This window comes from Paraburkholderia sp. J8-2 (genome assembly GCF_905220195.1).
GTDB lineage: Bacteria > Pseudomonadota > Gammaproteobacteria > Burkholderiales > Burkholderiaceae > Paraburkholderia.
The window spans coordinates 167,999-192,890 of the sequence record NZ_CAJMZA010000010.1; the positions used below are offsets into that span (position 1 = coordinate 167,999).

The following is a 24,892-nucleotide window of genomic DNA, read 5'->3' on the forward strand; positions in this document are numbered from 1 at the left end:
CTCCTCCCCGGATGGACACTTCAAAGTCGCCCATGTAACGGCCGCCGGTCGAGCGTTCAGCGGAGCAGCAGCATGCGACTGAACGCGCGCCCAATCGGTATAGCGGCGCACGACAAAAATCGAGAATTGTATGGCCCGTGATTTCGTGGCCTTCTTAACGTCAGGTCACCGCTGGCGTCGCCGAGCATCCTGTCAACCGCGTCAAAGAACTATGGCCATGGGGCGTTGCTGATCAGCTTGATCCGACGCCGACGCCGCGCGAGCTCAACGCGCTGAGTCCCATTCGATATCAACACGCTGCCAAGAGCGGTCACGGTCGGAAACCTACGGCTTTTTACCCGTTGACCACTGAAAATGGCGATGCTACTGTCTGTTCATATAGATGTTATGTGTTCATGTATATGAACTCGCACCGATGACGTATTAACACGCTGTTTTTTACAGCATCTTCAAATCTATACATTTAGGATCACCAATAGATTATCAGATGGGTTCTTGTTTTCCCTAATAGATCAGTCTGGAGAAGAAAGTGAAATCAAGCATATTCACCGTCAAGCGACTGCATATGTGTTTCGCACTGGCGGGGTTGGCGCTATGGGCGGCTCAAAGCAGGGCACAAAGTTCGGTCACGCTGTATGGAGTTGTGGATGGTGGCCTATCTTACGTGTCGAATAGCGGCGGACATAGTCAGATCATGCAGTCAGGAGGAAACAGCGCAGGAAATCGTTGGGGTCTACGGGGCGTAGAGGATCTTGGTGGTGGTCTATCGGCCATCGTCACCCTGGAGAACGGATTCAATACAACCACCGGAGCGTTCCAGCAGGGCGGCGCTCTCTTCGGTCGTCAGGCCTTTGTCGGGCTGTCGTCGGTGAGCGCGGGCACGGCAACCTTCGGCCGGCAATATGCAGCGTCAACGCTTGCTGTCGGCCCGTTCACATCTGGCAACAGTTGGGCGGCATCGGGTAGTTTGTTGGGTACGCACCCCGGCGACATTGACAACTTCGACAGCAGCAATCGCCTGAATAATTCGGTCAAGTACTTTTCGCCGTCCATTCTCGGTCTTCACCTCAGTGGGGACTATTCCTTCGGTGGGGTAAGCGGAGCTCCTTCGCAGAAGCAGATTTATTCGCTGGGGTTGACGTATGCGTATAGCGGCTTCCAGTTCGCCGCCGGCTATCTTAATTCCCGGCAGCCAAATTTCAGCTTCTGGGGCGGTGTTCCGTCCAGCAGCACAACGGCCAACAATATAACCTCACCCGTCTTCGCGGGCTACTCGACAGCCCACACGCAGCAGATTGCCGGTGTCGCAGCTTCATACACCATTGGCGGCGCGACGTTGGCGCTCGTTTATAGCAACATCGGATTCCTCGGTTTGGGCTCAACGGCGGTTACTGGTCTGAATGCGGCGGAAAGCCAATATCGCGGAAATGTCCATTTCAATGATGGTGAACTCAACTTCAAGTGGCGGGTCGTGCCAGCACTGCAATTGGGGGTCGCGTTCAACTACCTGGAAAGTCCGGGGGCTGGTCTTGGAAGCGTAGCCTACCGATCGGTGAATCTTGGCGCAGACTACGCACTGTCCAAGTCAACGAGTCTTTACTCGGTTGCCGTCTACCAGCACGCGAGTGGCGTCGATTCGACCGGCAAGCGAGCTGTTGCGGCTATCACCGCTTTGACTCCCTCAAGTAGTGCAGACCAACTCGTAGTTACTGCGGGCATTCGTCACGTATTTTGATCTATTTCCGCGATGAGCCCATCGTTGTGTTAAAGCGTTGCGACGATAGCCTATAACGCAGGAACCTGTCGTCGCAGCGGTACAGTCTGAAGGAGCGAAAATTGGAAATCCTGATTTCGAGGCGAAAGATTTGGACAGCGGTATTTGCCGCTGGAAGCGGAAATATACTCGACATCTTCAATATTGCGGTCTACTCGTATTTCGCATCGACAATTGGCAGGCAGTTTTTCCCGAGCGCTGACCCTGTTGCCGCGCTGATGCAGGTGTTTGCCGTGTACGGGATCGGTTTTGTGATGCAACCGCTCGGCGCTATTTTCTTCGGGCGGATGGCGGGGCGGAGAGGCCGCAAACCGGTTCTGCTCTGGACAGTATCGTTGATGTCGATCGGAACGATTGGTGTTGGCCTGATTCCGACCTACCACAATATTGGTGCCATCGCTTCGATCGCACTAGTAGCGTTGCGGCTAGTCCAGGGATTTGCTACGGGCGGCGAATGGGGAACGGCTGCGACCTACATCGTCGAATGGGCACCTCGGGAGAACAGAGGTTTCTTCGGAAGTTTTCAGAGTGTCAGCACATCGGGCGGTTCGCTGCTCGCGTCGCTGGGCGCAACAGTGATTGCCGCCACGATTTCGCCGGCAGCTGTGGATTCTTGGGGCTGGCGAATTCCGTTCGTTGTGGGCGGGCTGGCGATTTTCATGGTTAGCATCTACCTCAGAACGCATTCGGGAGAAACTCCTGAATACAGCCAGATGGAAAGGGAAGGAAAAGCTGCAACAGATTACAAATCTCCGTGGAAGCTCGGCCTGAAAGCTTTCGGATTTACGATTTTCTGGACCATGTTGTCCTACATGCTGTCTTCGTACATGGTGACATATGTCGAGCATGAGGTCGGGCTCTCTCGACATGACGCGTTGATGGCCAGTAATTTTGCACTACTGACGCAAATGATCCTGCTGCCCGTTATGGGTGCACTGTCGGATCGCGTTGGGCGGAAGCCTTTGCTGCTCTTTGGCTGCTTCGCGACGGCGATTCTGATTTACCCACTCATGCATCAGATGTCGCAGGCGGGTAGCCTCACAGAGGTAATCGTGCTTGAGTGCTGTATTGCGGCCTTGTATGCGACTTTCTCGGGACCTGGTCCGGCGGCAATTTGCGAGATCTTCCCGACAGCCTTGCGTTCCCAGTGGATGACAAGCGGCTTCATGCTCGCAGTGCTTGTTTTCGGCGGATTTTCGCCGTTTATGTCGACGCTACTGATAAGGTTGACACACTCGACGGCAGCACCGGCCTTCATGCTGGCGCCCGCAGCGGTGATCACCGGGATCGTCATCCTGACGCTCGAGTCTTCAAGGCGGCCGAAGGCATTGACGGAGGCGCCCAACCTGCCATAGAGATGTCCGTGCCGTCGGGCAGGTTCTGCTTCGGAAATGATGATGGGCATCACTTTGATGTCTCCCTCGTCCGCCGTCTACAACGGCCGGCACGAGCCGCTTACCATTCGACCGCACTGGTTTCCGGTCATCAGCACAGGGGCTGGCGACACGCGCACAGGCTGGTTGCGTGAACGATACTGCCGACTGTCAGTCTAGCTCTTATCATGATGGCCTACATCACTCGCGTGACTCGTTTAGCCATGCTCGAGGTGTTGAGGGAGGACTTCGTACGCACTGCGAGTGCGAAAGGCGTTAGTTGTTGGGCAGTCGTTTGGCGCCACGCTCTAGGTAACTGTCTCGTCCCTTCACGACCGTAGTCGGATTCTATTTCGGAATCCTGATTGGCAATTCGGTATTGAGCGATGTGTGACAGCATCTGCGAGCGAATGTCGCCACACGAATGAGCCGAAATCCATCAGCAAGGTGTATTTCGGCTTACAGTAGCTACGGCTTCGGCGCATTCTGCTACTTGAGACAGTCGCGTAGCAAGGAGACTTGCGACTCGATCCAGGCATCGTTCATCATCTCGAGGGGCGCGTTGAATGAAAACGCCATGTTGACTTCGTACATGCCGGTTGCCGCCCGCGGTAGGCCGACCCCTCCCTCGCCGAAAAAGAAGAAACCTTGATTGATGGCGTACCCGCGTCGCTTGGCGTCCAGGACCTGGGTCAAAATGAGTCCCCGGTCAACGGGCCGGACGGATGGATGTGCTTCATATCTGGCAGCGTTCGCTTCCAAAATCTGACTGACCGCGCTATCCGGAAGCAGCGACATTAAGGCAAGACTTCCGGCACCGACCCCCATCGGTACACGGGCGCCGAGGCCCATAGCAAACTGATGTCTTGTCGAGCGGCTGATCATTTCAGCGCAAATGGCGTCTATTCCCGACTGTACCAACAGATAGACGTTGAAGCCTGTCTGTCTGGCAAATTCTGTCATGCCTGGTCGAAACTTTTGAACCTGCGGTTCAAGTCGCTCCTGACTCCGTGCAAGCATCGGCACAGCAGTACCAAGTCTATAGTGGCCGTAACGTTCGGTCGGTTCGGCAAAACCTTTTCGAACCATGGCCGCGAGCGTGCGATGTACGGCCGGCTTCGCACTTCCGAGGCGATCAGCGATCTCGGCGAGGCTAAATCCCTCTGGACCTACCTCTCCCAAAAGCAGCATGATGTCGAGCGCCCGTTCGGCGTTCGTAGAAGAGGCAGAGCTTTTCATTAGTTGGAAATTCCGGATACTGGAACAATTTCGGTGCGACTTGTACACTACCACGAAATTCAGTGGTAGTACGCATCGATCTTCTTCCGCGATCCCGTCAGGAAAAAGGGCGACTACGTCGAACTTTGCTATTTGAATTAAAGGGCCATATTGACGGATCTCGGATGCGAGAGAAGTGGCAAACCGTCACCGGACCGCGGGAGCCTTTGTCTTGCCTGCTGGCAGAGATTTTTTGTGAATCATTAAAAAATGGGCCGTGGTAGCCGTTGAGTAAAGGTCGTGACTTGGCTACCGCATGACAATTGGTCGCAGTACTAGGAACATCGAAGGGTTCTCGGGGCCGCTTGGATCAGTGCACATGGTTCGCTGGGCGCAGTGGGAGCGAAGCCGCCTGCAGCGGTATTCGGACGCGAGCGCTCAAGCTGCGTAGCACTTTGTCAGTTGCTCAAGCCGTTATTCATCGTATGAGCGAATCGTATCGACATGCGATTCAACGTAAAGTGGCGGAGTCACGACGGCGATATGGCCGGCCCGCCGGAGAAGCGTGTTGTTGCCGTCGGATCCTCGGGACGTGAAAGAGACGCGCGTCACTTTGTCTTGGCCGCAATAGTAATCACGAGGACCCGAGCAACTTCTTCCACTACGGAGAGTCGAACCCGAATTATCCGGGCCAACCTGTAACCAATTTGACTTCAAGAAATTCTTCAATGCCCCAGCGCCCACCCTCGCGCCCGTTGCCGGACTGCTTGTAGCCACCGAAGGGCGTTCCCGGTGCTCGACTTGTGCCATTGAGCTGCACCATGCCTGCCCGAACCTGTCGTGCCACCCGGCGTCCCCTCGTTGCATCGCTGGTGTGAATATAGGCGGACAATCCGTAGACGGTATCGTTGGCGAGTTCGACAGCCTGTTCTTCGCTGTCAAACGGTGTAATAGCGAGGACAGGCCCGAACACCTCGTCGCGGAAGATTGAATGCTCAGTGGTCACATCAGCGAACACTGTCGGCTTTGCGAAGAAACCGCGTTGCTTGCCTTCTGGTCGCCCCGCGCCACCCGCGACGAGTTTCACCCCCTCGTTTATGGCTCGGGTGATGCAATCCTGCACCTTGTTGAATTGGGTCCTTGATGAGAGCGGACCAATATGATCACCAGGTCTCGCCGCTTCATCCACGCGGATATTTTGGGCGACGTCTGCCGCGATCTCGACAGCCCTATCATAGACGCTGCGTTCGACCAGCAGGCGTGTGGCGGCGTTGCAAGACTGGCCGCTATTGTTAAAGCAGAAGTTGGTGGTCCATTTCACTGCTTTTTCGAGTTCCGCGTCCGCAAAAACTAGGCTTGGTGACTTTCCGCCAAGTTCCAGGCTAACCCGCTTGATAGAAGGAGCTGCGGCCTCAGATATTGCGATGCCGGCGCGGGTGGAGCCGGTGAACGAGATGACGTCAATATCCGGATGAGCAACGAGCGCGGCTCCCGTAGTCGCCCCGTCACCGTGAACGAGATTGAAGACCCCCTTGGGCAAACCTGCAGCGTCGATTATCTCGGCAAAGATCTGCCCCGAGAGCGGTGAGACTTCTGATGGCTTCAGCACCATGGTGCAGCCGGCCGCCAAGGCAGCCCCGACTTTAAGCGTGATCTGATTGAGCGGCCAGTTCCATGGTGTAATCAAACCAGCCACGCCGACGGCCTCATGAAGAACGTTTTGTCCTGACACCTCTTCGCTGGCTGTCTCGACAAAATTAAAGGCATCAAGCGCCTTGATAAAGGCACGGAGATGATTCGCGCCAGAGAGCACCTGGCTGTTACGCGCAAGATCGATCGGTGCGCCCATTTCGGTGGCAAGGGCTATCGCCAAGTCTTCCGAACGCGATTCATACGCTTCGAGGATACGGGAAAGCGCCTCGCTGCGCGTACTCTTGTCCGAGGCACTCCAGGCCGGGAAGGCATCTGTCGCCGCTGATACGGCGCGATCGACATCGCCTGCCGAAGCTACGCCGAACTCGGCAAATGGCTCTTCGGTTGAAGGGTTTACGGCCCAGAAGGTCTCTGTGCTCTTCGTTTGAAGCCAGATACCGTTGATATAAAGGCTGGAGTGTTTGATCATCAGATAGCTCCTGAATGGGTTTCGTTGAAGAGCATGGCAGAGCCGGTTGCAGTCAAAAAGGGAGCGCACATATTGCGTGGTTTAAGGGCGTCATCGACCTCGACCTGTGAGGCAATGATTATTGTCGTCACGATTCGAGGAGTTGACCCGTCGCAGTCGAGGTTCACAGGCGACGAAAGTGCTCGATACTCAATCGATTCTCCTTCGTACGTCGTGGAGCCGGAACGAAACTCACTTGACTCCTAAGACGTTTGACGTTTCCAACCGACGGAGATCCGGTGTGGCCAGCAGTCGTGTGTAGATCATGTTTGCCACTTCTCGGAATTACATTGCGGCGGGAGCATCCAGGTCTTTCTCGGAGAAGCGTGTAAAGCGGAGCGGCGATGGGTCGACGATCGGAGCATCGTTGGTGATCAAATCTGCCGCAAGACGCCCTGCAGCTGGACCGACCCCGAAACCATGTCCGCTGAAGCCAGAAGCAATGAAGAAGCCGGGTATTTCTGGCACGGGCCCGATGGCCGCGACTGCGTCAGGCGTTGAATCGATCCAACTTCCCCATTGCCGTGCCACACCGATGCCAGCCAGTGTGGGGAAGCTTTTTGTCAATGCGTTCAACGCCAGGCGAATAGTTTTTTGATCCGCCGCGGGATTGAGTACTCGTGTCCTCTCGAATGGCGAAATACTATCGAGCGTCCAACTGGAGAGCGCTTCTGGGCCGGAGAAGGCGAAGCTGCTGATGCCGAGGGAAAGACTTGTTGACCAACGCGCACGGAACATGGGCATGAATTCGCGCGCGTACCTGAAGGCTTGCGGCGTCAACTCGACGCGAGCCCGTCCTCGGATTGAGACGGTATACCCCCCATCGTCCCGTGGGCGAAAGGTAAACGACGGCGTTGAGAAGCCGCCTTCGATTACCCTGGGTCCGGGCTTCGTCGCAAACGCAGTTGCTCTAACGCCGACCTGCGGAAACCTTACCCCATGCCTGCGGCAGAACAGAGAGGTCCAGGCGCCCCCCGCGCACAGTACGCGCGACGTGCGGATCGTGCCCTTCTCCGTTACTACTCCGGATATTGCACCGGCCTGGGTCTCCATCCCTCTCGCCGCACAATTCTGGTGAATCGTCGCGCCCAGTCGTCTTGCGGCCTTAGCGATTGCGGAGCAGGCCTTCGTTGGCTCTGCGTATCCGTCGGTAGGCGACTGCACACCGCCCACCCAGCGACCAGGCGATGCGGGCATCATGGTGTTAACTTCCGACGCAGTCAATAAACGGCTATGCACGTCGTAGCCGCGGGCCATCGACACCCACTTTTCCCAACTGGCTAGCTCGTTCTCGTTGTCCGTGACATACGTCAGGCCCTTTCGCACGAAGCTCAGCTCCGGTCCGATTTCCTGCGCGAGGATCGCCCACTCTGCCAGCGACCATTTTGCAAGTGGTAGTTCGCGCGCGTCGCGGTTCTGCTGTCGAACCCAGCCCCAGTTGCGGCTGGATTGTTCGGCCGCGACGGCGCCTTTCTCGATGACGGCAACGCTGAAGCCCTTTTTGGCGAGATAGTAGGCTGCTGAAATGCCCACAATGCCACCCCCAATCACGACGACATCGGCTTGATCTGGAAGGGTGGGGTCATCCTCGACGCGAGCCAGATCGAAAGGAATGCAAAAAGATAAGTCGACCATTGCGTTAGCCTGTTGAACGCGGAAAATAGAAAAATTTGGCTGACCGATGCTGGGAAGTGCGGTTGGATCCCCAGCAAGCGGTCGCACCGCGGGCGCGTCGCCTGGGACACTTAAAGAGTGCAGGGCATTTCGATCTGACGGCTGTCAGCTCCGTCGGCAGGATTGAGTTCCTTCGAGCACAGGCCACTTGGTTCGACATACATTTTCATGATGCGATATTGGCCGACGGGTCAGGCGGCATCCGGCTGGAGGATAGAAGGGCGAGGCGGGCGTTCGCCCCTCCCCGGAACGAGAGTTTGAATGGCGTGATTCGATGAGTAAATCCACAATTCACGCTAATACCCGCTCTTTTGATTGATCAATTTTACCGAGGCCGCTGTTGAGAGTGCCGAACAACGGAACGAAACCAGCCGTCGTTAGTCCGTCGAGGGCTCTCAGAACGGAATCCTGCCAGGCAGGGTCGAGATTGGTGGTTGCGAGACGCCGAAACTTCTCTCTGACCTGTGCTGGGCTCATCGGATTGTCGACATCACCAAGCGGAGAGATGACTGTGCAGCTTTCTGGCCCATTGCCTTGATCGAGGATCACGCGGCATGGAGTTCCCTTGGGAAAGCTCTCAGCAAAGTCGGGATGGGCAATAAGTTCGATGCGCCCAGCTAGCTCAAGAACCTTCGGATCGTGTAGCCGCATTGGATCGACCGGCTGCAAGGCTTCCCGGCCATAAAGGGCGGCGAGAGCACAACTGAAATGGTAGCTATATTGTGCACCTTCTAAAGTCAGAGGGGCACGCTCGTTGGAGAGTTCGGTTCCACGTTGGAAGGTCTCGATGCGCAGGGTTAAGATCGGCGCACAAGCACGCCGCATTGCAAGAATTGCATCGATCGCCGCGTGCATGTAACGGCAGCAGGCATATGGCTTTAGATAGCAGTCCTCCAGCCACCAATGTAGACCGAGTTCGCCAGTCATCACTGACCGCACGTAAAGCTGCTCATTGTCCAGCAGGTCGAGAGGGCCGGTTGCATTGGCTTGAGCACGAAATGCACCCGTTAACCCGGCGACAACTGCGGGCGGGATGAGCTCCTTCACTGTGCTGCCCTGATAGCGGCTAGTGCCTTTCTTTACCCCAATCGGACCCTCTGCGCCTGCTATGGCGAGGGCGTTGGCCATCTGTGAGGGCGCTAGCTTCAGAAGACGTCCCGCTGCGGCGGCTACTCCGTAGTTCACCCAGCGACCACTGCTATAGGTATCAATTGTTGGCGTTGGACGGGCTGTTGCCACACGCAGCGCCACGTCGTAACCAATGGCGATCGCTTCGAATATCTCCTCGTCGGAGACGCTGATCGCCTGCGCAATGGCAAAAACGGCCGGAATGATGCCGGCACCAGGATGCCCCGCAGCACCACGATGACCATCATCCAAGTCGAGCGAGCTTGCCGCTGCGGCATTGGCCATAGCCGCACCTGCTATCGACAAGGTATTGCAGGTCAACCAGACATTCGCCGGTCCCGTTCCATAGTTTGCTATCGCGGCCTGACGGGCCGCAACCGCCAGTTTGGAATCCAGACCAGCTGCAACAGCCGCCAAAAGATCAGTGATCAAGACCGCGCAAGCGTTCTTCGTCGATAGACAGAGGCTTCCGGCCGGGTGCGTCGCGGCGAATTTCGCGAGTTCTTCGATTGCATGCATGATTTGATTTCACCAGTGCGTATATGAGGCACTTTCGTGCTGGCTGACATACCCTTTATCCGTGTCGTCGCGTGCAATGGCAGGAATGTGAAGGGTGCTTGCGTATTCACAGGACGATCGCGGCATTCATGCCGAGTTGATTCATCTTGGTTTCCAATCGCTCGTCCAGTGCTCTCCAGGGGCAGCATCAGAAGATGCGATCTCGAGGACCCGACGAAACAACGTCGTCGCGAACTGTGGAGCGACTTTCGTGTTGTATTGCGGTAGATCGCAACCCCCAGCGTCGCCACGGATTTTTCGGCCAGGAAAGGCGTGCTCGCCAACTCGCAGAAGTAACCCCAAAAGGCAAGCCCACGCCGCTGTGGAAATCGATTGCGTGGGCAATGGCAGTATGACCCTGCGAAACATGGTGAACGACTTGGCTCCCAAGCTAGCCGCTGCAGATTGAACATCCGCGCGGGTGGTCTCTCGCTTTGTTCCGATAACAAAAGGCGCATCAATCGCCGTATGCGTCAGTGAAAGGCCAGTCAGTAAGCTATTCTGCCTCAATCCTCTAGCGGTCAAGATATCGAAAAATGAAACGGCCGTCAAAAAATTCTTTTTATCGCAACATATTGTGGATATAAATTCTAATTATCGGAATTTTCGAGAAACTCGCTGCCCTAACTTCCCAAATATCTGTCGTCAGCTCGACGTTCAGGTGAGTTGAAATGGCGTGGGTGCCTGCGCTTGCACGACAGCACAACCGCAACTGCCAGCTGCCAGTCTTGGTGGCTAGGCCATGCGGGAGCTACTGCTCGAAACGACGCTGTAAGCGCGTGCAGGTGCTCAGGGGGTAGCTTGTGGAAACGTTGGAGCAGGTATCATCGCAACTCGGCCAGATGAAGAACAAGATGCACTACTTCAAACGTCTTACGAAGGCGTTTCCTCGGCAAGCAGGATGCGGCAACTGACAGCAGCAGGGTAGCAAAACCGGCAGAGAATAATTGTCGTTGGAAGGGCACAAACGTAATCATGCGGCCGAGGCATTCGGCGAGATCGGTTGCAGATTCCAACGGTGATCGAGCAGGGAGGGTGGCAATCACATCGAAGCTCTCGAGGTGAACGCGTGGGTTCTCTTCGTGTTTTTGTGTAGAGCTCGTTGAGCATTCGCGACGTGGTTTGACGCGGAAAATCGGACAGATCCGCAGAAACCAGCGTGCATAGGCATACAACAATCCGAGCGTGATGGAAGTCCTTGGCATGCATGCAATGCCGATCAAATTGAGCGGACTGCGTTGTCCTTCCCACGGCGTTATGCCGGCGAATCAAAGAACTGCACCCGCAGCAGATCGGCAGATCATTCTTCTACGTCAGTTGAAGGGTTGCCGTTGAGGGTGCACGAGTGGCGTGCGCTTCCGTGCAAGCCGAACATACGCTCCAGGCTTGAGAGAACGGTGCTCCTCGGCTATTCGAAGGGGCATTCTGCGCATGTGAACGCTACGGACGTGGCCATTTGGGTGCGCGGTCGTTACTCCGACACGGCCTTGCTGGTCAACCCGTTTCTGCGCGTGCGCATCGATTCGCCGGCGAGCGTCAGGCGATGCGCTGTATGAATGAGGCGATTGAGGATCGTGTCCTCTAGCGTCCGGTCGCCGATGGTGGGGTGCCAATTTTCGACGGGAATCTGGCTGGTAATGATTGTCGAGCGCGAGCCGTGCCTGTCTTCGAGCACCTCGAGCAAGTCACGCCACGCCTGAGCGGACATCGGCGCCCGCGCGAGATCGTCGAGTACCAGGATATCGGTTCGGGCCCACTGCCCGAGGAGTTGGGCATAGCGACCGACTCCGTGTGCAATGGCGATCTCTTCACTGAACGTCGGCATGCGTAAGTAGCAGGCGGAGTAGCCTTGTCGGCAGGCCTGATTCACTAAGGCGCAGGCCAGCCAACTTTTTCCGAGACCACTCGGCGACACCAGGATCACGTTCTGTCGCTCCTGAATCCACTCGCCGGTCAGCAGTCGGGCGAGCAGCGTGCGGTCTAGGCCGCGCGGCGATCGGTAGTCAATGTCTTCCGGAACGGCGTCAGGGAAACGCAGTTTTGCGCGGCGCAGACGTGCGCTGAGCCGGCACAGTCGCGCATTGTGCAGGCGCGACTCGCGTTCGTTGGCTTCGCGGTCGACGAGTAGCCGGAGACGCTCCTCGAAGCCGAGCTGATCGATGCCGGTCTGCGCCTGTTGTTCCGCCAGTGCAGTGGCCATGCCGAACAGACGCAGCGAGCGGAGCTTCTCGACGGTTGGATGATGCGACACGATAGTGATCTCCTGTCATGAACGGCCGACTGTTCAATCCGACGAGCGACGTGGCGATCGCACCGTTCGCTTCCTTATGGCAGGACTGCCGATCGTGACGCAATTGCGCCGTCTTTTTGCCCACCTGTACCTTAGAAGCCTGCGTCGATTACGATTTTCGTACCGTCGTTGAACCGGCTGAGGCGAAATGCGTGGGGGTTCACGAGCGGCGTATCGTTGGTGACGAGGTCCGCCATGAGCTTGCCAGCGGCCGGGCCAATCCCAAATCCATGCCCGGAAAAGCCGGTTCCGATAAAGAGTCCCGGCAGAGAATCCACGCCAGAGATCACCGGAATGGCGTCAGGTGTAACGTCCATGTAACCCGCCCACCGATGTGCGATGCGAGCGGTGGCAAGACGCGGGAACACACTTATGAATTCGCGCAAGCCGCCATCCACGAAACGGACCATTGGGTCTGGATCGAGAGTGCGAACCTGTTCGAACGCCGTAGGCTGATCCAGCGCCCAACGGCGGGGGCGACGTAGTTCTTCAAAGAAACGCGCGCCGACTCCGATTCGCAGAGAACCTAACTGGCTCTTTAGCGCTTCGATGTATTTGAAGAAAAGGCGGAAGCTGTCAGGCGTCAGGTCACTGTACGAGCGAAACCCGTACGCGACGGTGTAGCCGCCATCAGCACGTTTGCGAAACGCAAACCGCTTGTTGCTTGCATTGCACGTTGGCCCCCCTTCAACCGGGGTGGTGCGCAAAACCGATCCATGCACAAGCAGTTGTGGCAGGTCGATATCCAGGTTCCCACAAAAGAGCCGCGACCAGGCTCCGCCCGCTAGAACGACGCTTTGACAGCGAATGGTGCCGTGCTCGGTAACGACCGCGCTAACCCGTCCGCCACTGGTTTCGATACCGCGCGCGGCGCATGGGGTGAGAATCTTGACGCCACGTTTGCGCAACGCATTTGCGATCGCGGGCGCGGCCTTTTGCGGTTCAGCCCTCCCGTCGCTCGGCGTGTACAACCCTCCCTTAAAGGTCTTCACTGCGCCGGGTAACAACGCGGCGACCTGTTTCGAGTCCACTATGCGTGTATCGAACGTATCGCCCGCCACGGATCGGGCATTCTCCAGCCAAGTGCGATGACTTTCCAGGACATTGTCGTCGTCAGTCATATACAGGACGCCGCACTGGCTCAGCCCGGTCTCGATCCCAAGTGTTTCATCCAGCTTACGCCAGAGCTTCGCGCTCTCGATGCTCAGTTCGAGCTCGCGCAAATCTCGATGCGTGACACGAACCCACCCCCAGTTGCGACTTGATTGCTCGCCCGCAATATGGCCTTTTTCGCAGAGCGCGACGCGCAACCCCTTGTCGCTGAGAGAAAGGGCAGTGCTAACGCCAATAATCCCGCCGCCAATCACTACGACGTCGACTTCGGTGGGTACGGTCGTGTCCTCGGAGACGGTGTCGACTTTTGGTCCCATATTAATTGGTAATCCTGCAGATGAAGGTTAATGGCAGTGGTCGACAATGATGACACTCGCCGCTCTGGCCTCTGTTGGCTGCGCCTTAGCTAGCGGGCGGGGTTGAGCGCTCGCTGCCCGCATGGTCGGCGCGACTCTGTTAGGGAACGTGTTGCCTCGGACCTCAAGCGTCGCTCCAGTCTGGCCAGTAACAGGGTCTCGCAGGCAGACGGCGGGTCCACCCGGGTCGTTCCAACGCCTCGATGCAAATCCTCAGGCTACGGTCAGCAAGCCGCTGTGCAGCGCACTGAGGACCCAAACAAAACACGTCCATGGTTGGGTGGCACCTCGACTGCAAGGAGCTCGTCGCGAACGGGGCAAGCATCCTTCTTGTTCAGTTGTTCATCTAGGTGATTGTTCATGGTAGAAATGATAGCTTCTGTGGAACATTATGAGCGTTGTTTGTCGTAGGTGTTTACGCGCATGTTCGCGTCAAGATTCCACTAATATCAAGATATTACACTGATTTCCATCGGCGAAGTGCATCCAAACAATGGTTTTCACCGATGACCGCGGCGATCATGTGTGGTAGATTATGATTGAATGTGACATGTTTATGGATTGATGGTGGTGCGTTTGATGTACCGGCGGTCCGTTGAAGGGCATCAAGAGCGTCACGGGTGGCTGGCGATGCGCGCGGCAGTTGAGCGCTTTGCTGGCGCGTGGGTATTTGCGGTCGTATGAGGTTGCACGTGCCCCGCGCGATCAATCTTCTGGTGCGAAGTTCGGCCAACCATGGATGTGAAGGGCTGACCTTAAGGGCGAGAACGTGTCCGGCGCTCGCGTAACGGAGTCATGCGGACATGGAGCGAACCGCTCGGCATCAGCGCCACCGTGAGACGACTGGGATGTTGTGCCACGCGAGGCTATGTGCACAGCGGCGCGCGTCGTATAGGACGTTGGGGCGGGGGTGAGTATTCGTGAGTTGGACGCATGTCGTGTATGGACCTTGGCGCAGCAACGCTCAGGATCTTGCGTTCCGTCGGCTAGGTATGGAGGCGCCTTGAATGAGTCTCTCTGACAAGAGAGGCCTGTCGATTCTTCCCGATGTGCTTTATCGCCCGTGGTCGCTCGACGGCGACTGGCTCGAAGTGCAAGAGATCCTTGGCGAACGCCGACTGTTGACATTGGCGCTGCCTGGCGACGCAGCCTGAATCTGTCTGATCTGGTTTAGCAGGTTCTCGCCGTGGCGCGCGAGTACTCGCGCACGCAGAGCAAGTCCTCAATCTGGTTCGCCGATATCGAGCGCGAGATGAGCGGTTATTTCGAAGTGCGAGCACTCTCGGCGCATCACGTTAAGGGTTTTACGAGGCAGCATCTCAATCATGCGACCAGGAAGCTCACCAACGGTCCGTGCCAGGTGGCGTGATATTGCCCGACGGTGACACGTGATGCCTAGCGGGCGGCGTACATACCCAAACGGACAGCCACTTCTAGTGACGTGTCCCGATGAACTATGGCCGACTACCGTCCGGAAATACCTATCGCTCGTATTGGTGTTTTGGCTTACCGACCAAGAATGGCAACTACCACAACCGCGAAAAACCTTCGTCGAAGTTGCCGTGGACCCCTTACCGTCGGGCTGCCCGACGCAACCACAAGAGGAACTAGAAAATGCCGCAAAACTCATGGATCGCCGCTGCTATCGCGGTCACAACGCTTCTTGACGCTGGGCTTGCCACTTCGGCGGGCGCGGCGCCGCTCACGCAACTCGGCAAGCCGGAAGGGCAGGTCAACATCATTGCATGGCCAGGCTACATCGAGCGCGGGGACACTGACAAGAAATACGATTGGGTTACTGGATTCGAAAAGGAAACGGGCTGCAAGGTCAACGTGAAGACTGCGGCGACATCGGATGAAATGGTTTCGCTCATGAATCAGGGTGGATACGATCTCGTGACAGCGTCTGGCGACGCGAGCCTGCGACTGATCTACGGGAAGAAGGTGCAGCCAGTCAATACCGCGCTGATTCCTGCGTGGAGCACCATTGAGCCGCGGCTGCAGAACGCTCCCTGGTATACGGTGAACGGTGAGCATTACGGCGTTCCGTATCAGTGGGGGGCAAATTTTCTCGCATACAACACGAAAATCTTCCCAAAGGCGCCGACTTCGTGGTCCGTCGTGTTTGAACAGCAAACTCTACCTGACGGCAAAACTAACAAGGGGCGTGTCCAGGCCTATAACGGCGCCATCTACGTGGCGGACGCCGCCCTCTATTTGATGCGTACGAAACCAGCGCTCGGCATCAAAGACCCGTACGAACTGAATGAAGCGCAGTACGCGGAAGTGCTCAAGGTGTTGCGTGCACAAAAGCCACTCGTGCACCGCTACTGGCACGACGTCACGGTGCAGATGAACGACTTCAAGAACGAAGGGATCGCAGTGTCGAGCGCTTGGGGCTATACCGTCAATTCGCTCCAGGCCGAGAAATTCCCGATCGCTGCGACGATTCCGCAGGAGGGCGCGACGGGGTGGGCCGACACGACGATGATGCATGCGGATGCGCCTCATCCCGTTTGCGCCTACAAGTGGATGAACTGGTCGCTCAACCGCAAGCTGCAAGCTGACCTCGCCGAATGGTTTGGCTCTAATCCCGTCATCTCGGGCGGGTGTGACCAGAAAGCGGTCGGGGGCAGCAACTTCTGCGCGTCCAACGGCTACAACCGTTTCGATCAGATCCACTTCTGGAAGACCCCTGTAGCAAATTGCGGCTCGCAAGGCAAGTGCGTGCCATACAGCCGCTGGACTCAGGATTTCATCTCGATTATGGGCGGTCGATAGAGCGACACGAGGCAGCGATGGGTCCGGCGCATAGGCAGCATTGCATCGGGGACTCATGGGCTGCTCGCCATGACACACCGAAGTACGGCCAGGAAATCACATGAACAGCGCAGTCACATTCTCAAACGTATCACGTCATTACGGCGGCGTGCGTGCCGTGGACGACGTATCACTCGTTGTCGAGGACGGCGAATTCTTTTCGATGCTGGGCCCGTCCGGTTCAGGCAAGACCACTTGTCTGCGCCTGGTCGCCGGCTTCGAGCAACCAAGCTCAGGGCGCGTCGTACTGCACGGGCGCGACGCCACTGGATTGCCTCCATATCAGCGCGACGTGAACACCGTGTTCCAGGACTACGCGCTTTTCCCTCATATGAACATTCGCGATAATGTTGCGTATGGGCTGCTTGTCAGCGGGGTCGACAAGCGCGTCCGTCTAAAGCAGGCTGAAGAGGCGCTTGATCTCGTCGCGCTTGGCGGTTACGGCGACCGCCGCCCCGGCCAGCTCTCGGGCGGCCAGCGGCAACGCGTGGCACTGGCGCGCGCGCTGGTCCTGCGTCCGCGCATCCTGTTGCTCGACGAACCGCTCGGCGCGCTTGACCTTAAGCTGCGTGAGCAGATGCAGACCGAACTGAAGACTCTGCAACGCAAGCTTGGCGTGACCTTTGTGTACGTGACGCACGACCAGGGCGAGGCGCTTTCGATGTCCGATCGCGTCGCCGTGTTCAACAAGGGCCGCATCGAGCAGGTGGACACCCCTCGCAATCTGTATACGCGTCCAGCCACGCCGTTTGTAGCGGATTTCGTGGGCACCTCGAATGTCATCGCCGATCCCGGCTCGCTGCAGCTCGCAGGTGTCGATACGGCGTTCTCCATCCGTCCCGAGCACATCCGCTTCGTAAAGGCACAATCGGGTATCGACGCAGATGTGCACTTGCCAGGCATCCTCATCGATATCCAGTACCACGGCGCGACGAGCAGATTCGAAGTGCGCTCGGCTTCCGGGCAGACGCTTGCCGTCACCGTTTCGAACCAGGACGATTCGACGGCGAGCCTGCCCACCGTTGGCGGGGCGGTGACCCTCGCCTGGTCGCGTCGCGCGATGGTGGTGCTGGAGAAAAGAGGATGAGCATGCCTACGACCTCAAACACGGCCGTTCCACTTCCGCCTCGCGCGCGCGATAGTCTTTTGCGCCGCGCAAGCGGGTTCCTCTATCGCCACGCGAATCTTTATCTGTTGTTGCTGTTGTTGCCGCCGCTGTTGTGGTTCGGCGTAGTCTACCTCGGTTCGCTTCTCGCGCTGCTTCTGCAAAGTGTCTACCGGTTCGACGATTTTACGATGGCCGTCAGTCGCGACTTCACGTTCGCGAACTATCTGGCGCTCGTGCACGATGCAGCCAATCTCGATGTCATTTTGCGCACGGCAGGGATGGCGTGCTGCGTAACGATCATGAGCGCGCTGGTTGCTTTCCCGATTGCCTACTACATGGCGCGTTACACAAAAGGATGGAAAAAGGGGCTGTTCTATGTGGCCGTGATGCTGCCAATGTGGGCGAGTTATATTGTTAAGGTCTACGCGTGGACAGTGATCCTTGCGCAAGGGGGCATGCTCTACTGGTTCGTCGAAACACTTCATCTGCGCCCTGCGCTGGACGCGTTGTTGCATTTGCCTGTAATTGGCGGCGATTCGCTCTCGACCTCGAATCTTGGTCGATTCCTTGTCTTCACCTATATCTGGCTGCCATTCATGATCTTGCCGATCCAGGCAGCGATCGAACGAATTCCCGCAAATCTTCTTCACGCCTCTGCTGATCTTGGCGCGCATCCTCGCCAGACGTTTCGCACCGTGATCCTCCCGCTCACGTTTCCGGGCATAGCCGCGGGTTCGATCTTCACGTTTTCCCTTACGCTTGGCGACTACATCATTCCGCAAGTCGTCGGTCCGAGCGGTTTATACATTGGCACGATGGTCTACACGATGCAGGGCTCGATCGGCAACGTACCGATGGCGGCCGCGTTCACGCTCGTACCGATGTTGCTTATCGGCGTCTATCTCGCTTTTGCCAAAAGGTTAGGAGCCTTCGATGCACTCTGACGCTCAACCATCGGTCTTCCTGCGCGGCGCCGCTTGGGGCGGGCTGGCATTCCTGCACCTGCCGATCCTCGTAGTCGCGCTGTATGCCTTCAACACGGAGACAAGCGCGTTCAGCTTCCCGCTAAAGGGGTTTACGCTGCACTGGTTTGCAGACGCCTTCGCGCGCGACGACATGCTCGACGCGGCGTGGCTCTCTATCAAGGTTGCCGCGCTCGCCACACTGTTGGCGATGACCCTCGGGACAGCAGCGGCTGGTGCGCTCTATCGGCGAAATTTCTTCGGCAAGGAAGCAATTACCTTCGCACTGATCCTGCCTATTGCGCTGCCTGGCATTGTCACGGGGATCGCACTGCTTTCCGCATTCAAGACCGCAAACCTCGATCTGGGGTTCTGGACCATTGCGGTCGGGCACGGCACGTTCTGCGTGGTCATGGTGTACAACAACGTGGTCGCCCGTCTGCGCCGAATGCCATCGAGCCTCGTCGAGGCGTCGATGGATCTTGGTGCGGATGGCTGGCAGACGCTCCGCCATATCGTGCTACCGCAGATCGCCACCTCCCTGCTCGCTGGAGCAATTCTTGCGTTCGCGCTGAGTTTTGACGAGATCATCGTCACGACCTTTACAGCAGGTCAGGAGCGCACACTCCCGATCTGGCTGCTCAACCAACTTTCGCGTCCTCGCGACGTGCCGGTCACGAACGTTGTTGCTCTGATGGTCATGGCGATCACCTTGATCCCGATTTTCGGTGCGTGGTATCTAACCCGTGATACGGAAAGTACAGCGGGAAGCAGCCGCTGAACGCAGCTCGTACAGCGTTCGCGTGGTTGTAGATATTCAGATATTTAGGATTATTCATATATCGGGAAAGGTAAAATGAACAAGGCTTTGCAAACACAACTACTGATCGGCGGTGAGTTCCAGTCGGGTCACGGTGGCGCAGAAAATATCTTCAATCCATCGACGGGCGAAGTCATCGCGCTCGTTCCAGAGGCGTCCCTCGAACAGGTGCAGGCGGCCACCGCTGCCGCCAGCCGTGCATGGCCTGCATGGGCCCGTACTACGCCCAAGGACCGCGCAACGCTCTTGCTCAAGCTTGCGGACGCCATCGAAGTGCGTGCGACAGAGTTTGCACGCCTCGAATCCCTCAATTGTGGCAAGCCGTATCTCGGCGCGCTCAACGACGAGATTCCGGCCGTTGCTGACGTGTTTCGCTTCTTTGCAGGAGCGTGCCGCACGCAGCATGGTCCATCCGCAGGCGAATACATTGCAGGGCACACGAGCATGATCCGCCGCGATTCGCTCGGCGTGATTGCGTCCATTGCACCCTGGAACTACCCGTTGATGATGGCTGCGTGGAAACTCGCGCCCGCATTGGCCGCAGGCAATACCGTCGTCCTGAAACCGTCTGAGCAAACGCCGCTTACTACGCTTAAGCTAGCAGAATTGTTCGCCGCAATCTTCCCGGCGGGTGTCGTCAATGTCGTGACGGGGCGGGGCGACACCGTGGGTGCACCGCTCATTTCACAACCGCAGGTCCGCATGATCTCGGTGACGGGTGATGTCTCGACCGGTCAGCGGATCCTTGAGGCTGCGTCGCGCTCGGTAAAGCGCACGCACCTCGAACTTGGGGGCAAGGCACCCGTAATCGTTTTCGACGACGCCGATCTGGACGAGGTCGTCGCAGGTTTGCGTACCTTCGGATTCTACAATGCCGGGCAGGATTGCACGGCGGCGTGTCGCATCTACGCGCAGAGCAAGATATACGAGAAACTCATTGCTGATCTGACGTGCGCGGTCGGCTCGATCCGTTACGGGGAACAGAGCCTGGAAGGTGTCGAAATGGGACCTTTGATTTCCGAGCGCCAGCGCGCACGCGTGGCCGGCTTCGTCGAAAGGGCCGAGAGCCAGAAACACATCGAGATCACAACCGGCGGCAAGGTCGCAGAGGGGCGAGGCTTCTTCTACGAACCAACGGTTGTGGCCGGAGCGCATCAAGACGATGAAATCGTGCGTCGCGAGGTCTTCGGTCCGGTTGTCTCGGTGACACGTTTCGACAGTGTCGACGAGGCTATCGACTGGGCAAATGATTCAGACTTCGCGCTAGCAAGTTCGGTCTGGACGCGCGACGTAAACAAGGCTTTCAAGGTGGCGGCAGAGCTCCAATATGGCTGCACATGGATCAACACGCACTTTACGCTTGTTAGTGAAATGCCGCATGGCGGCATGAAGCGCTCGGGCTACGGTAAGGACATGTCCTCGTTTGCGCTTGAGGATTACACCTGCGCGCGCCACATCATGGCGAAATTCTCATAAGGAATTCGTGAGACACGTCTGGAAAAGGTGGGTGCTTCGACCGAGGTCCTTCCCCTTGCGAACGTGTTGAGTCTGTCTCGATGCGGCCGCAGGGAATCTCTCAGGTATCGAGATTTAGGGAGGAAGCGGCCGATTGCTGCGCTCGTTAATCGCCACCGGGCGGGCCACCTGCGGGAGTTGCCCGCCTCCGGTCGCGCGAAAATCCCAACCTTGGCGTGGTGCCGTTTTACAGGGTCGGCACATCCGTCCGTGCGCGGGTGATCTTCACATTGAGTTGCAGATATCGCTGGTATTCAGCGTCACCGAGTCCATCGTCCGTGATAATTTCCTGAATCCCCGTCAAATCGGCAACGCGATGAATCGCCCGGGAGGCGAAGCGGCTACTGTCGATCAACAATATTGTGTGAGTCGTTGCGTCAAGCATCAAGCGCTTAAGCGTCACCAGTTCGAGGAAAGTGTCGGAGACGCATTGTTCGTCTACTGCCTGCGCTGACATAAAGAATTGATCGACCCGCAAGCCGCGGAGAAAAGAGAATCCTGGTTCGCCAAGCAGTGTGAACGCTTCACTCCGGCACAGGCCACCTGGCACGATCAGCTGGATATGAGGCTTGTCCGTTAGCATATTCGCCACCATCAGGTCACTGGTCACCACTGTGAGGGGGATTTTCAGGTCGGCAACTAGCTGGGCAAACGGGTACACCGTCGAGCCTGTGTCAATCAAAATGCTTTGGCCAGCCGATAGCCGTCTCGCGGCTTCAACAGCGATAGCACGCTTTTCTTCTACGGCCGTACCGCGTGCTTCGACAATTGATTGTTCCTCTGTCACCTGCTGCCGGGTGCGGACCGCGCCCCCGTGAGTCCGCCTTACAATACCGCGCGCGGCAAGAGCGTCGAGGTCGCGGCGGATGGTCGATACCGATGCGTTGAAAAGGCGTGCAAGTTCTTGATTCGATCCGCCGACATTGTGGTCGAACCAGTCGACGATACGCTCCTGCCGTTCGGCCTGAAGCATGTCTTCGGGCACTGTCTCCACATAATCCCCACTCGTACTTTTGCTTGCTCGGGATCTGATCATTTCGTCTCCGCTGATCCTAAAGTTAATGTGTGGCCTAACCCACAGTAAGGTGCGACGCCCACTCCCAGTCTATCGCCCAGGTTTTTCTCTTTCCGGTGTGCCGAGACTCGACCGTCACGGGATGAGGCGGCATGAGAGGATTGGCTTGACGGCCGTTTGGGTAGCCGGCCTCTGAATGTCAGGCGTTGTGTTCATCTCCATTCACCGTTGAGCTTTCGCAACGTCGTATCCTCACACAAATCTGTGTCGCGAAATCTGGCGCGGAGCGGGGGCTGCCAGTGATCGGTGCAGGCCGGCTAAGGCTCGACCCCGCATTGGTATCGCATCCAGCGTCCCATCCCAGATTTGTAAAGGTGCGCGCGAATCTGGGATGGATCCTGGGTATGGGGTGGCGACACCGGTCCGAAGGCCTGACGTCCATCGCGACTTGGTCCGGGATGCTGTAATGCTGAGTGCAACGCGGAAAAGGCGGGTTGGCCCCTGCCTATGGCAGTGTTCCGCCGTAGATCGAGTTGCAATGCGTGATGGTTTCTTGTGGTAGAAATGATATATCTTCGTGGCAGAGTTCGATTGTTATGAGATTTAGGTGTTTACCCTTGTTTCTCAGCGGATTGTCCATCAATACATTGATTATAAAGGATTTTTACAACCTATCGCCCTGGCGTGTTCGGTACATTTTTCACGGAAATGCTCGAGATAGTTTGGGAGTATCTGCTCGTTCTCAGCCCAATGGGTGGTTTGCCGTCAGCGGGACACTTCAGCGGAGATGACTGGCGTACAGGCGGCGACCTGCTTCGTGTCAGGCTCCTGGCGCGGCGCACAGAACGAAGGTTGACCTTTGAAAAATGATCGTCGCCTCAAGGATTGGATCTTGATGATCATACCGGTCCGCGAAGGCGCCCAGCGCCCTTGTTGACAACGGGCGTTTCGACAAGACTCGCGCATACTTCGAGCCCGTCGCCGTCGAGTGGGAATCAGTGGTAGGACCCGTCGGAGGGGAATGAGAAGCCCGCATCTGTGACCGCGAAGTTGCGCTAGCCCCGCAGATGCCCTGGATATTCCAGGCCGACGGCCTGGCTCTCGGCACTGCACGAGCTCCAGATATTTCGCACCCAGTCGCTTTCAATTGCGAATCGAGAAATACTTCCGCGCGATCTGCTGCTGGTGCCTGCGCATTCCTGCCCAACCGTAACCATATGCGTTTGCAGCTGGTTCACGGTGATCATGACCCACCGCCAGGGAAACCGTAATCTTCCACGTCACCCCTTTAAACCTATCAAAGTGGGTCGCAAGCTACCACGCACAACTGCGTCAAACCGCTCGGGAAACGCCGTCAGCATGCGCGAAATTGATGCAATATCCCCTTAAATGTGCCTGAAGCATGGACATTTTTCCCGGGATACGGGTGTAAACACCTACAATAAAAAACGATCATATTCTTCCATAGGGGCTATTATTTCTCCCATGATGAATCATCTTGATGAGCTAGGATGAACGAGTGGATCTCCCAAGCGGACGCCACAGGCTCGACGCGGAGTCGATGCCATCCGCCCCACTGCGGAAAAGGTGGGCGGGCGACGAAGGGGGGGCGACGATACGGAATTTGTATGGGTGGTACGTCATTTCCCAGTCGAGTGCCCATTCCGTCGCGGCTAGCCGATTGAGTCATCGGTGGTGCGCGCTGGGAAGACAAAACGTGTGTCGCGAGGTATTCGGGTCGATGATTTGGGTTTCAGCCTCGCGAGTCCGGAAAGGAAGCGCGACGTGAAGAAGACTTTAGGCGTCGCAGACGTGCGCTAGTGCGGCTGCACGTTGGCTATCAAGGGGAGTATGCCCCATTCGGAGAGGGCCTCCTGTGTGCCACGTGAATGTGAAGTTTGAAAAGCGCCTGAGTTGTGACAGTACGAAGAGTAAATGAAGATGACGAATCATTTGTGACCAGATACGAATCGCCATTGTAAGAAAAATACAGATTAATAAGCATAACAAAGCTATACCGAGGCTAGTTCCCTTTCTTGGGAGTTTCGCCAGAAATATTCACCAACCATGCAAGAACGGAGATTTTTCGATGATCAGCTACTTTGAAATCCCCCGCAAATTCCGCGCTCCGCGAGTAGCGATGGCTGGCCTGTTGGCTGCTTCGCTGTTGATCGCTGGTTCCTCAAGCTACGCTGGTGAGACGGGCGTTCCTGCTCTGGCGGTAGACCAGGAGGCGGTGAAGCTTCTGCCGGAATCAATTAAGGCTCAGAAAGTGCTTCGTGTGGTCATGCCAACCAACGAACCGCCTACCCAGTATTACGAAGCTGGTACCCAGAACATGACTGGGATCAATCCTGAAATTGCACGCCTGATCGGACAGGCGCTAGGCCTGCGTGTTGACATCAAGGTTGCGACATTCGACGCTATCATTCCTGGAATGGCAGCAGGGCGATACGACATGAGCGTAGCTTCAATGACGCCCACGACCGAAAGAATGAAGGTGCTCGACTTTGTTGACTATATGGCGATCGGAGAAGACATCGTAGTCCCCAAAGGAAACCCCTTAGGCCTGAACCAACACAACCTCTGTGGGAAGAAAGTCGCCCTTCTGACAGGCTCGTATCAGCTTACAGTCGAGCTTCCGGATTTCAATAAGGCATGCCAGGCGGCGGGTAAAGCGCAGATCCAGGTAAGTACGTTCCAGGAAACTCAACAGGCAATTGCTGCGCTTATCAGCGGCCGGCAAGACGCTGTCTGGGCTGATTCGCCGATCCTCGATTTGGTCGCCCGGCAAAACGCCGAAATCGCAGTGGCAGATACTTTCAACTTTGACCCGGTCGCCGTCGGCGTATCTAAAGATTCAAATCTCCTCAAGGCAACATCTGCTGCCGTTGCATATGTAATCAAGAGCCCCGCATATCTTGCGGTTCTGAGTAAGTATGGCGTCAAAACAAGTGCGGTGACTAATGCCCGTGTCAACTTTGCACAGTAACGATAGCCCCAGTAA

At 56.9% G+C, this 24,892-nt stretch carries 18 protein-coding genes; 10 read left to right on the forward strand and 8 right to left on the reverse strand.

Annotation, left to right across the window (positions count from 1 at the left end; all coding sequences use genetic code 11):
• Window positions 1-529: 529 nt before the first annotated feature.
• The 3 genes from U5A52_RS22625 to U5A52_RS43320 all read left to right on the forward strand — a co-directional run bounded on the left by U5A52_RS22625 (window position 530) and on the right by U5A52_RS43320 (window position 3,488).
• Window positions 530-1,735 carry a porin gene (locus tag U5A52_RS22625; RefSeq protein WP_321936296.1) on the forward strand — a complete coding sequence of 402 codons (1,206 nt, stop codon included), beginning with the start codon at window positions 530-532 and terminating at the stop codon, window positions 1,733-1,735.
• Window positions 1,736-1,836: 101 nt separating this feature from the next.
• Window positions 1,837-3,129, forward strand: coding sequence for an MFS transporter (locus tag U5A52_RS22630; protein WP_321936297.1), 1,293 nt, complete (start codon window positions 1,837-1,839; stop codon window positions 3,127-3,129).
• Window positions 3,130-3,308: 179 nt separating this feature from the next.
• Entirely contained in the window at window positions 3,309-3,488 is a 180-nt protein-coding gene (locus U5A52_RS43320; RefSeq protein WP_415774041.1) for an ABC transporter permease subunit, read from the forward strand.
• Window positions 3,489-3,636: 148 nt separating this feature from the next.
• Here the strand turns inward: U5A52_RS43320 and U5A52_RS22635 are convergent, their stop codons facing one another.
• From U5A52_RS22635 to U5A52_RS22665, 7 genes are all read right to left on the reverse strand, one after another.
• Window positions 3,637-4,386: an IclR family transcriptional regulator gene (locus U5A52_RS22635; protein ID WP_321936298.1), complete on the reverse strand. Its 750-nt coding sequence runs from the start codon at window positions 4,384-4,386 to the stop codon at window positions 3,637-3,639.
• A gap of 661 nt (window positions 4,387-5,047) precedes the next feature.
• Window positions 5,048-6,487 (reverse strand): aldehyde dehydrogenase family protein, encoded by a 1,440-nt coding sequence (locus tag U5A52_RS22640; RefSeq protein WP_321936299.1) that lies wholly within the window; start codon window positions 6,485-6,487, stop codon window positions 5,048-5,050.
• A 324-nt stretch (window positions 6,488-6,811) separates the two neighbouring features.
• The gene (locus tag U5A52_RS22645) at window positions 6,812-8,161 is read right to left on the reverse strand and encodes an FAD-binding oxidoreductase (protein ID WP_321936300.1); all 1,350 of its coding nucleotides are present in this window, start codon (window positions 8,159-8,161) and stop codon (window positions 6,812-6,814) included.
• Between the two features lie 330 nt (window positions 8,162-8,491).
• Window positions 8,492-9,847, reverse strand: a complete 1,356-nt coding sequence (locus tag U5A52_RS22650) for an MmgE/PrpD family protein (protein ID WP_321936301.1) — start codon at window positions 9,845-9,847, stop codon at window positions 8,492-8,494.
• Window positions 9,848-10,710: 863 nt separating this feature from the next.
• Window positions 10,711-11,091 carry a hypothetical protein gene (locus U5A52_RS43325; RefSeq protein ID WP_415774037.1) on the reverse strand — a complete coding sequence of 127 codons (381 nt, stop codon included), beginning with the start codon at window positions 11,089-11,091 and terminating at the stop codon, window positions 10,711-10,713.
• 266 nt (window positions 11,092-11,357) lie between these two features.
• The gene (istB, locus tag U5A52_RS22660; RefSeq protein ID WP_321936302.1) at window positions 11,358-12,137 is read right to left on the reverse strand and encodes an IS21-like element helper ATPase IstB; all 780 of its coding nucleotides are present in this window, start codon (window positions 12,135-12,137) and stop codon (window positions 11,358-11,360) included.
• 131 nt (window positions 12,138-12,268) lie between these two features.
• Window positions 12,269-13,606: an FAD-binding oxidoreductase gene (locus U5A52_RS22665; protein WP_321936303.1), complete on the reverse strand. Its 1,338-nt coding sequence runs from the start codon at window positions 13,604-13,606 to the stop codon at window positions 12,269-12,271.
• Window positions 13,607-14,652: 1,046 nt separating this feature from the next.
• Between U5A52_RS22665 and U5A52_RS22670 the strand changes: the two genes are divergently transcribed.
• From U5A52_RS22670 to U5A52_RS22695, 6 genes are all read left to right on the forward strand, one after another.
• A complete protein-coding gene (locus U5A52_RS22670) occupies window positions 14,653-14,799 on the forward strand; it encodes a hypothetical protein (RefSeq protein WP_321936304.1) in 147 nt (48 codons plus the stop codon).
• A gap of 460 nt (window positions 14,800-15,259) precedes the next feature.
• Window positions 15,260-16,426: an ABC transporter substrate-binding protein gene (locus U5A52_RS22675; protein ID WP_321936305.1), complete on the forward strand. Its 1,167-nt coding sequence runs from the start codon at window positions 15,260-15,262 to the stop codon at window positions 16,424-16,426.
• A gap of 100 nt (window positions 16,427-16,526) precedes the next feature.
• The gene (locus tag U5A52_RS22680; RefSeq protein WP_321936306.1) at window positions 16,527-17,552 is read left to right on the forward strand and encodes an ABC transporter ATP-binding protein; all 1,026 of its coding nucleotides are present in this window, start codon (window positions 16,527-16,529) and stop codon (window positions 17,550-17,552) included.
• 107 nt (window positions 17,553-17,659) lie between these two features.
• Window positions 17,660-18,517 carry an ABC transporter permease gene (locus U5A52_RS22685; protein ID WP_321936307.1) on the forward strand — a complete coding sequence of 286 codons (858 nt, stop codon included), beginning with the start codon at window positions 17,660-17,662 and terminating at the stop codon, window positions 18,515-18,517.
• Window positions 18,507-19,316, forward strand: coding sequence for an ABC transporter permease (locus U5A52_RS22690; RefSeq protein WP_321936308.1), 810 nt, complete (start codon window positions 18,507-18,509; stop codon window positions 19,314-19,316). Before U5A52_RS22685 ends, U5A52_RS22690 begins: the two co-directional genes overlap by 11 nt.
• Window positions 19,317-19,391: 75 nt before the next feature.
• A complete protein-coding gene (locus tag U5A52_RS22695) occupies window positions 19,392-20,831 on the forward strand; it encodes a gamma-aminobutyraldehyde dehydrogenase (protein WP_321936309.1) in 1,440 nt (479 codons plus the stop codon).
• A gap of 226 nt (window positions 20,832-21,057) precedes the next feature.
• Here U5A52_RS22695 and U5A52_RS22700 read toward each other — a convergent pair whose 3' ends face one another.
• Window positions 21,058-21,906, reverse strand: a complete 849-nt coding sequence (locus U5A52_RS22700; protein WP_321936310.1) for a DeoR/GlpR family DNA-binding transcription regulator — start codon at window positions 21,904-21,906, stop codon at window positions 21,058-21,060.
• A gap of 2,068 nt (window positions 21,907-23,974) precedes the next feature.
• Here U5A52_RS22700 and U5A52_RS22705 point away from each other — a divergent pair.
• The gene (locus U5A52_RS22705) at window positions 23,975-24,877 is read left to right on the forward strand and encodes a transporter substrate-binding domain-containing protein (RefSeq protein ID WP_321936311.1); all 903 of its coding nucleotides are present in this window, start codon (window positions 23,975-23,977) and stop codon (window positions 24,875-24,877) included.
• The last annotated feature ends 15 nt before the right edge of the window (window positions 24,878-24,892 follow it).

What these genes read in the sequence shown, in the direction of transcription:
- U5A52_RS22635 (WP_321936298.1), bottom strand. Translation starts at nt 4,386, where the DNA reads ATGAAAAGCTCTGCCTCTTCTACGAACGCCGAACGGGCGCTCGACATC.
- U5A52_RS22640 (WP_321936299.1), bottom strand. Translation starts at nt 6,487, where the DNA reads ATGATCAAACACTCCAGCCTTTATATCAACGGTATCTGGCTTCAAACG.
- U5A52_RS22645 (WP_321936300.1), bottom strand. Translation starts at nt 8,161, where the DNA reads ATGGTCGACTTATCTTTTTGCATTCCTTTCGATCTGGCTCGCGTCGAG.
- U5A52_RS22650 (WP_321936301.1), bottom strand. Translation starts at nt 9,847, where the DNA reads ATGCATGCAATCGAAGAACTCGCGAAATTCGCCGCGACGCACCCGGCC.
- U5A52_RS43325 (WP_415774037.1), bottom strand. Translation starts at nt 11,091, where the DNA reads ATGCCAAGGACTTCCATCACGCTCGGATTGTTGTATGCCTATGCACGC.
- U5A52_RS22665 (WP_321936303.1), bottom strand. Translation starts at nt 13,606, where the DNA reads ATGGGACCAAAAGTCGACACCGTCTCCGAGGACACGACCGTACCCACC.
- U5A52_RS22670 (WP_321936304.1), top strand. Translation starts at nt 14,653, where the DNA reads ATGAGTCTCTCTGACAAGAGAGGCCTGTCGATTCTTCCCGATGTGCTT.
- U5A52_RS22675 (WP_321936305.1), top strand. Translation starts at nt 15,260, where the DNA reads ATGCCGCAAAACTCATGGATCGCCGCTGCTATCGCGGTCACAACGCTT.
- U5A52_RS22680 (WP_321936306.1), top strand. Translation starts at nt 16,527, where the DNA reads ATGAACAGCGCAGTCACATTCTCAAACGTATCACGTCATTACGGCGGC.
- U5A52_RS22690 (WP_321936308.1), top strand. Translation starts at nt 18,507, where the DNA reads ATGCACTCTGACGCTCAACCATCGGTCTTCCTGCGCGGCGCCGCTTGG.
- U5A52_RS22695 (WP_321936309.1), top strand. Translation starts at nt 19,392, where the DNA reads ATGAACAAGGCTTTGCAAACACAACTACTGATCGGCGGTGAGTTCCAG.
- U5A52_RS22700 (WP_321936310.1), bottom strand. Translation starts at nt 21,906, where the DNA reads ATGATCAGATCCCGAGCAAGCAAAAGTACGAGTGGGGATTATGTGGAG.
- U5A52_RS22705 (WP_321936311.1), top strand. Translation starts at nt 23,975, where the DNA reads ATGATCAGCTACTTTGAAATCCCCCGCAAATTCCGCGCTCCGCGAGTA.